Origin of the sequence: Pelagibius sp. (genome assembly GCF_028281305.1) — a bacterium.
GTDB lineage: Bacteria > Pseudomonadota > Alphaproteobacteria > Kiloniellales > Kiloniellaceae > Pelagibius.
Genome location: NZ_JANQKD010000097.1, coordinates 38,466 through 45,383 on the forward strand (window position 1 = coordinate 38,466; position 6,918 = coordinate 45,383).

Here is a 6,918-nt window from a genome sequence, read left to right on the forward strand (position 1 = left end):
CCGCCGCAACCATCAGAAGGCCTTGGCGAGGCTCTGCTTGCCAGTGATGATTCTGAGGGTTGAGTTCAGCGTCGCCTCGTCGTTGTCGAAACCGCCGTGGGTGGTGCTGTCGGAATCGAGCTTGATCGAAGTTGGCACATTGAGGGCACGGATCGTCGTTCTACCGTTGCCCGGCTGGGCTTTGCCGATAACCTGCTGGACCCGCTTCGACAGTTTGCGGTCTTCGGGTGGCAGCTTGATGTATGCCTTGTTCGCAGGATCGATAAAGGCCTCCATGCCCAGGAGCGGCACGCGGTGGCGCTGCTCGAAGGCCTCGGTCACCAGGTAGAGCAGGCTCTTGTGGTAGGCCGGCCCCACGGAGTCATCGCGCTCAACCGCATCGGTCAGGTTGAACATGACGAAGCGCTCGATGTTCTGCCCGATATGCCCGGCGATCTTCTCATCGAAGAGCGACAGCGCACAGGCCGGCGCAAAGAGTGTAAGCGACTTCACCGGCTGGCCGATCTCCGACAGCACTGGCACCAGATGGGCCAGGAAAATGCTGCCGGCGCTGTGGCCCACCAGGTGCAGTTCCGTCTTCTCGCTCATGCCGTCGAAGCAGGACTTAATCCGTTTGGCGGTAAAACGGGCACCGCCTTCCGCATCCACCGAGGCGCGGGTCGCGTTGTCCTTCATCTGATTCCACAGCGGCTTGCCAAGCGGTTGGGCGCCCAGCTCGACGCCCTCGTCGAGCAGGTCGTAGAAGCGCTCCTTCATCCTGTCGGCCCAGCCCTGGAAACGGCCGCGGCGAAAGGCGTCCTGCACGATGCCGCGGATCGACTCCAGCGCCCCGGTCTCCCACATGAAATGCAGGGGATAGATCTGGTTGGCGAGGAAGTAGGGTCTGAGCGAGGCAATGCGCGCGGCCGAGGCCTTCTCGCTGTTCAGCCCGCCGTGGCAATAGATCGCCAGCTTTCGCGGGCCGCTCCACGATGCAGAGATTTCCTTGAAACGCTTCAGCACCACATCCTCGACGTCATCTGGGTCGCTGGAGTAGCGCCCGGACTGGGAGAAGCGCCCGTCGTTGCCCAGGTTGACGAAGTGGGGTCGGATGTCGTTCAGCTCAACCGCTTCATCGGCGACATAGCCGAACTCGGCGGCGCGACCGTGAACCCGGTCGCGCTGGTCCTCCGGAATCGCCAAAACCGGCACGCCAAGGCGTGCGACCCAGCAGTCATAGCCGTTCTGCAGCCAGTCGTCGTAGCCGAGGTGACAGAAGCCCTTCAGTCCCCAGCGCGGCCCCCAGGAGTTCTGCACCCAGAAGCCGCGGTCATCGTAGCCGACGATGGCGAAGGCATGGCCGCCGATCAGTCTGGGGCTGTAGCGGATGATCCCATCGCCTCCGACATGACTCCAGCCGTCGTGCACCGAAGCGCTGGCATAGAGGATGCCGGCTTCCTTCAGCGCCGCCTGCATCTGGTTCAGATAAAGGTGGCGCACGCGGTAGTAGGCGCCGAGGGGATGGCGCAGGGCATCGAACTGGCGCGGCGGCGTCAGGCGCCCCGGTTTGTTGGCGTTGTAGGGCCATTTGCGCCAGGAACAGACGCCGTGCTTGGCCCAGCCCTTCATGGCGCCACGCACCGATGAGCCGTCGTAGTTCTCCCCTTGCCACTCGTCATAGCGCTTGGCCATCTCGTAAAGCATGCGGGCGCTGGCGCCATTCTCCTTTTTCTTGTATTTGGCTTTCTGTGCCGCCGTGAAATCGCCGCGGTTGTGGTGCAGGAAGTTCACCACAGCGGCGAGCCCGAAGCCGGTGCAGGCACCCTCTTTGCCCTGGTCGAGCACCACCGGCACCCTTTTCCGGTTGTCGAGTTTGAAGGGCAATTCGAAGAGGCCGCTCTCGTACATCAGATCGCGCAGATCGAGCGGATCCTTGACAACACCCGAATAGACCTTGCCATCACCTTGACCGGATCCTGGCATCTGAGATCTCCCCCCTTCATGACTGCTGAATGAAGTCAGTCTCGGCCCATCCAAGCCGCGGCGTCAATGGGGCCATCCGCCGAGCCGGCGATCTTTGGAGTTACGACGCCGCGCCGCTGCGGAAGCTGCCCCAGAGCCTGCTCAAGAGTCTGCTCTAGAGTCTGCCCTAGAGTCGGGGATCCACCGGCTCGCTCTCGAGCGCCAGAACCGCGAAAACGCATTCATGCACGCGGCGCAGCGGAGCCCGTGCAACGAAGCGCTCCAGTGCCTCCATGCCCAGGGCGAATTCGCGCAGCGCAAGGGAGCGCTTTCGCCCGAGCCCGCGCTTGCGCAGTCTGGCGATGTTCTCCGGGGCGTCGTAGTCCGGGCCGTAGATGATCCGCAGGTACTCCTTCCCGCGGCACTTCACCGCCGGCTGGACGAGGCCGCGCGGCCCGCGGGTGACGAAATCCAGCGGCTTGACCACCATGCCCTCGCCCCCGGCCCCGGTGAGCGCCGTCCACCAGGCCGTCGCCTCCGCTTCGGCCGCCGTGTCGCCGAGATCGACGAAGCGGTGCGCCGTCGCCATCAGCAGCGGATCGCCGTTGGCCGTCAGCCGCTCCAGTTGGTCCATATGCCAGCGGTGATCCTTGTCCATATGAACCGCCCCTTCGCTGGCGAGCAGATGGAAGGGGGCGATGCGATAGTCGTCCAGGCTCTCCACCGGCCAGCAGTAGCGGCGATAGGCAGCCGCGTAGTCCGCCGCCCGCTCCGCGCGTTGAGACACGGTTCTCTCAAAGCCGTCCAGGTCGACCCCGCGGGACACTGCGGTCCTGAAGACCGTTTCCTGGGCCGCCAGCGAGAGCCGGGCGGCCGCGCCCACCGGGGCATATTGCTGCCGCAGCAGGGACTGCGCCTTGGCCGACCAGGGCATGATCTCGGCATCCAGCAGCAGCCAATCGGTCTTCAGCTTCGCCCAGAGCCCGGCCGAAGAGGCCGCCGTGCGCAGACGCGCCAGCACGGCCTCGGTCTTGTCCCGATCGAAAAAGAAGTCGCGGCCCGTGCGCGAATAGATGACTCCGGTCTCATTGCCTTCGGTGCCGAAGCGGGCCTGCGCCGCTTCGGGCGAGCGGCACAGAGCGATCACCGCGCGGGAGCCCATGTGTTTTTCCTGGCACACCACGGTGGCGACGCCCTGCTTGCGGAAATAGGCAAAGGCTTCGGCCGGGTGCTCCAGCATGCCGCCTTCCTCGGAGGTCTCGGACGGCGACATGGTCGGCGGCAGATAGACCAGCCACTTCGGATTGATGGCAAAGCGGGTCATCGCCTCCAGGGCCGCGGCGGCCTGCGCCTCGTTGACCGTCACGCTGCGCTGCAGGCCGGTCTGGATGATCCGCTTGCCGCGGACATCGTCCAGGTCCAGCATGTCGTCGTCGATGGCCTGAGCGCTGCGCTGGTCTTCAGGGCCTCCCAGCGGCTTGACCGGAGCAAAGTAGGTCTGCGCCGCGGGCACGGACACCAGTTCACGCTCCGGATAGCGCAGCGCCGTCAGCTTGCCGCCGAAGACACAGCCGGTATCGATGCAGATGGTCCCGTTCAGCCATTCAGCCTCGGGGACCGGCGTATGGCCGTAGACCACCATCGCATCGCCCCGGTAGTCCGCTGCCCAGTTGTAGCGGACCGGCAGGCCGAAGTCGTCGGTTTCCCCCGTCGTTTCGCCATACATGCAGAAAGAGCGCACGGCCCCGGAAGCCCGTCCGATCATGTCCTGGCGCAGACCCGCATGGGCAACGACCAGGCGGCCATCGTCCAGCCAGTGGTGGGAGAGAAGCCCGTCGAGAAACCGCCGCACCGTCTCGCGGAAACCCTCGGTCTCCGCCTCCATCTGCGCCACCGTCTCCGCCAGCCCGTGGGTCAGCTTCACGTTGCGGCCGTTCAGCCAGCGCAGAAACTTGTTCTCGTGGTTGCCCATGACGCAGAAGCCGTCGCCCGCGGCCATCATCGACATGACGAGCCGCAGGACATCGGGCGAGCGCGGTCCGCGGTCAACCAGGTCGCCGACGAAGACGGCCCGGCGCCCCTCCGGCGGGGTCACGGTGCAGCGGCGCTCATCGCCCTCGCCTTCAAACCGCACGGTGTAACCGAGCCGGGCCAGAAGAGCCTCCAGCTCGTCACAGCAGCCATGCACGTCGCCGATGATGTCGAAGGGCCCGGCCTCGCCGCGCTTGTCCGTCCACAGCGGCTGGCGCGTCACCACCGCCGCCGCCATGTCCTCGACGCTTCGGAACTCGTGAACCTGCCGGAAGCCTTCTTTCGGCAGCTTGCGAATGCCGCGTTTCAGGGCGCGGATATGGTTGCGCACCACATGGGGGCCGAACTGCCGGTCCGGCCTTTCCGCATTGCGGGCGTGGCAGACGTCCTCCCCAGGATTGAGCACGATGGCCACCGGCAGGGCATGCTGCCGGCGCGCGATGCGGACGTACTCGGCGCGGTCCTCGCCGCGCACGTTGGTCGCGTCGATCACGGTGAGACGGCGGCTCTGCAGGCGCTTTTCCGCGATGAAATGCACGAGGTCGAAGGCCGGCCCGGTGGCCGTCTGGTCGTTTTCGTCATCCGCCACCATGCCCCGGCAGGCATCGGAGGAAATCACCTCCGTCTCCAGGAAATGCTGGCGGGCAAAGGTGGACTTGCCGGCCCCGGACGGGCCGATCAGAACCACGAGACAGAAATCCGGCAAGGCGATGCGGGTCACGGGGCGCTCCGCTCGAAGACTGCGAGCTGCGTCGGTGCGCCAAGCTCCGAATGCGTTTCACCGATTCCGTCAAAGCGAACCCCGTAGCCGAAGCGGCCGGCGACACCTTCGGCCCAGTCCTTGAACTCTTGCCGGGTCCATTCGAAACGGTGATCGCCGTGGCGCAGCGCACCCGGCGCCATTCCCTCGAACAGGGCGTTGTACTCGCGGTTCGGCGTGGTCACGACGACCAGGCCAGGCGCCATGCTGCCGAAGACCACACGCTCCAGTGCGTTGTGCCGGTCCAGGTCGACATGCTCGATCACCTCGACCAGCGCCACGGCGTCGTAGCCCTCCAGCCGGCGGTCGCGGTAGGTGAGAGCGCCATGCAGCAGCTTCAGCCTTGCGGCCTGGCGTTGCGGCAGGCGGTCGAGCTTCAGGCGCTGCTCGGCCCGCTCCAGGGCGACGACGGAGGTGTCGACCCCGACGATCTCCTCGAACTGCCGATTCTGCATGAGTTCCCGCAGCAGGCGGCCCTGGCCGCAGCCGAGATCGATCACCCGCTTGGCGCCGGCGGCCGTCAGAACTTCGGCAACCCTGGCCATGCGCTGATCGTTCAGGCGCATCGGTTTTTCCAGGTCCTGCTCGCGAGCGTCCTGCGCCTGCGGCTCCTCGGCTTCCGTCTCGGCGTCGGTTTCGCTGAGGCGCGCCAGCGCCTCACGGACCAGGCTCTCCCGGCGCTTCAGGGACCGCTTTACGATGAAGTCTCGCTCCGGGTGGGCCTCCAGCCAGCCTTCGCCTTTGGCGATCAGGGTTTCCACCTCGTCGCTGGCCACATAGTAGTGCTTGGCGTTGTCGAGCACCGGGATCAGGACATAGAGGTGCGTCAGCAGTTCCTGGAGACGCAGCATCCCTTCCAGGTGCAGGGTGATGTAGGGGCTCTCGCCCCAATCGGGCAGCGCCGCATCCAGCGGATGGTTTGTCACCGTGACGCGGTAGCCGAGCGGCTCGAAGAGCCGCTGCGCGAGGCCTTCGCTGCCGCGCGCGGCCAGAGGCACCACCGTCGCTTCCAAGGGCAGTGCCGTCTGCGCCAGATCCGGGCGATGCTTCGAACGCCCGGCAAAGGCGGTGTTCAGCGAACGGGCAATGGCCACCGAGAGGAAGGAGGAGGCCGCATAAGGACGATCGTTGACGTAGTGGTCGTGCAGACCCGGCGCCCGACCCGGCTTGCGCACGAGCCCGATCGCATCGACGTCGACGGCAAGGGCAAAGCGGCAGCGGTCCTCCTCCGCCTCGGGAAAGCACATCACCGCTCTGCCGAAAGGAAGCGACTTTTCGTGGCAGCGCGCCGGGTTCTTGTGCAGCAGATACCCCAGGTCCGTGGCGGGCCTGTGCGTTGTCGCAATGGTCAACAGCATCAGGTCCGCCCGCCTTTCCGGTTTTCGCAGACCAGATCCCGGAACAGGGTGTCGGCCTCGGCCGCAAGGTCCGGCGTCGCCGGGGCGTTGCCCGGCAGGGCCCGTTCGGCCCGCGCCATCTCCTCCTCGATAAGGGCGTCGAGCACCACAAGGCGCGGACCCTCGCCCAGCTCGCGGCTGCGCGCCTTGCGGGCCAGCATCTCGTCCAGAAAGGCCGAGAGGCCGGCCGGCAGGTCGAGCCCGGCCCGCAGTTCGGCGAAGTTCATCGGCAGCGCGCGGTTGGGGTGACGGCGCAGCCACATCAGCGCCAGCGCCGGGCGCAGGGCGTAGAAGTACTTCTTCAGCTTCACCCGGTCCTGATCCTCGATAAAGCGGCGGTACTGGCCGCGGCAGAGGTGCAGGTAGTGATAGGCCGAAGGGCGCCGGTGTGCCGTCTTCTCCGCCAGATCCAGCAGCTTCACCATGGCCTCCCCATCGGCACGGTAGACGATGGGCGAACGCAGCCATTCCAGCAGCACCGGGTTGGGCTTCAGCAGAAGGGCCAGCGCCTTGCGCAAGTCCCAGCCGTTGATGTCGAGATCGCCTTCGATCGGCAGCTCGATGACGTCGCGGCGCTGCTCGATGGAGAGATACCACTCCGGCCGGTGCACGTAGACGAAGCGCACGTCGTAGTCGCTGTCCGGCGAGGGAAAGCCCCAGGCGCGGCTGCCGGATTCGATGGCGAAGAGCAGACGCACGTCGTGATCGCGCTCGATGGCATCCAGCCGCTCGGCGATGAGAGCGCGGGGCTCCGCTGCAATAGGGGCATAGGCCAGCGCGGTCATGTCT

At 66.1% G+C, this 6,918-nt stretch carries 4 protein-coding genes; all 4 read right to left on the minus strand.

The genetic code is table 11. The features are described 5' to 3' along the window. Positions 1 to 12: 12 nt before the first annotated feature. Positions 13 to 1,962: a C1 family peptidase gene (locus Q0982_RS19300; RefSeq protein ID WP_299398391.1), complete on the minus strand. Its 1,950-nt coding sequence runs from the start codon at positions 1,960 to 1,962 to the stop codon at positions 13 to 15. A 166-nt stretch (positions 1,963 to 2,128) separates the two neighbouring features. After that, positions 2,129 to 4,693: a polynucleotide kinase-phosphatase gene (locus tag Q0982_RS19305; RefSeq protein WP_299398394.1), complete on the minus strand. Its 2,565-nt coding sequence runs from the start codon at positions 4,691 to 4,693 to the stop codon at positions 2,129 to 2,131. Next, positions 4,690 to 6,090 carry a 3' terminal RNA ribose 2'-O-methyltransferase Hen1 gene (locus Q0982_RS19310; RefSeq protein WP_299398396.1) on the minus strand — a complete coding sequence of 467 codons (1,401 nt, stop codon included), beginning with the start codon at positions 6,088 to 6,090 and terminating at the stop codon, positions 4,690 to 4,692. The genes Q0982_RS19305 and Q0982_RS19310 overlap by 4 nt, the downstream gene beginning before the upstream one ends. Continuing rightward, on the minus strand, positions 6,090 to 6,918 hold an 829-nt coding region (locus tag Q0982_RS19315; protein ID WP_299398399.1), incomplete at its 5' end, for a nucleotidyltransferase domain-containing protein. The genes Q0982_RS19310 and Q0982_RS19315, both read right to left, overlap by 1 nt.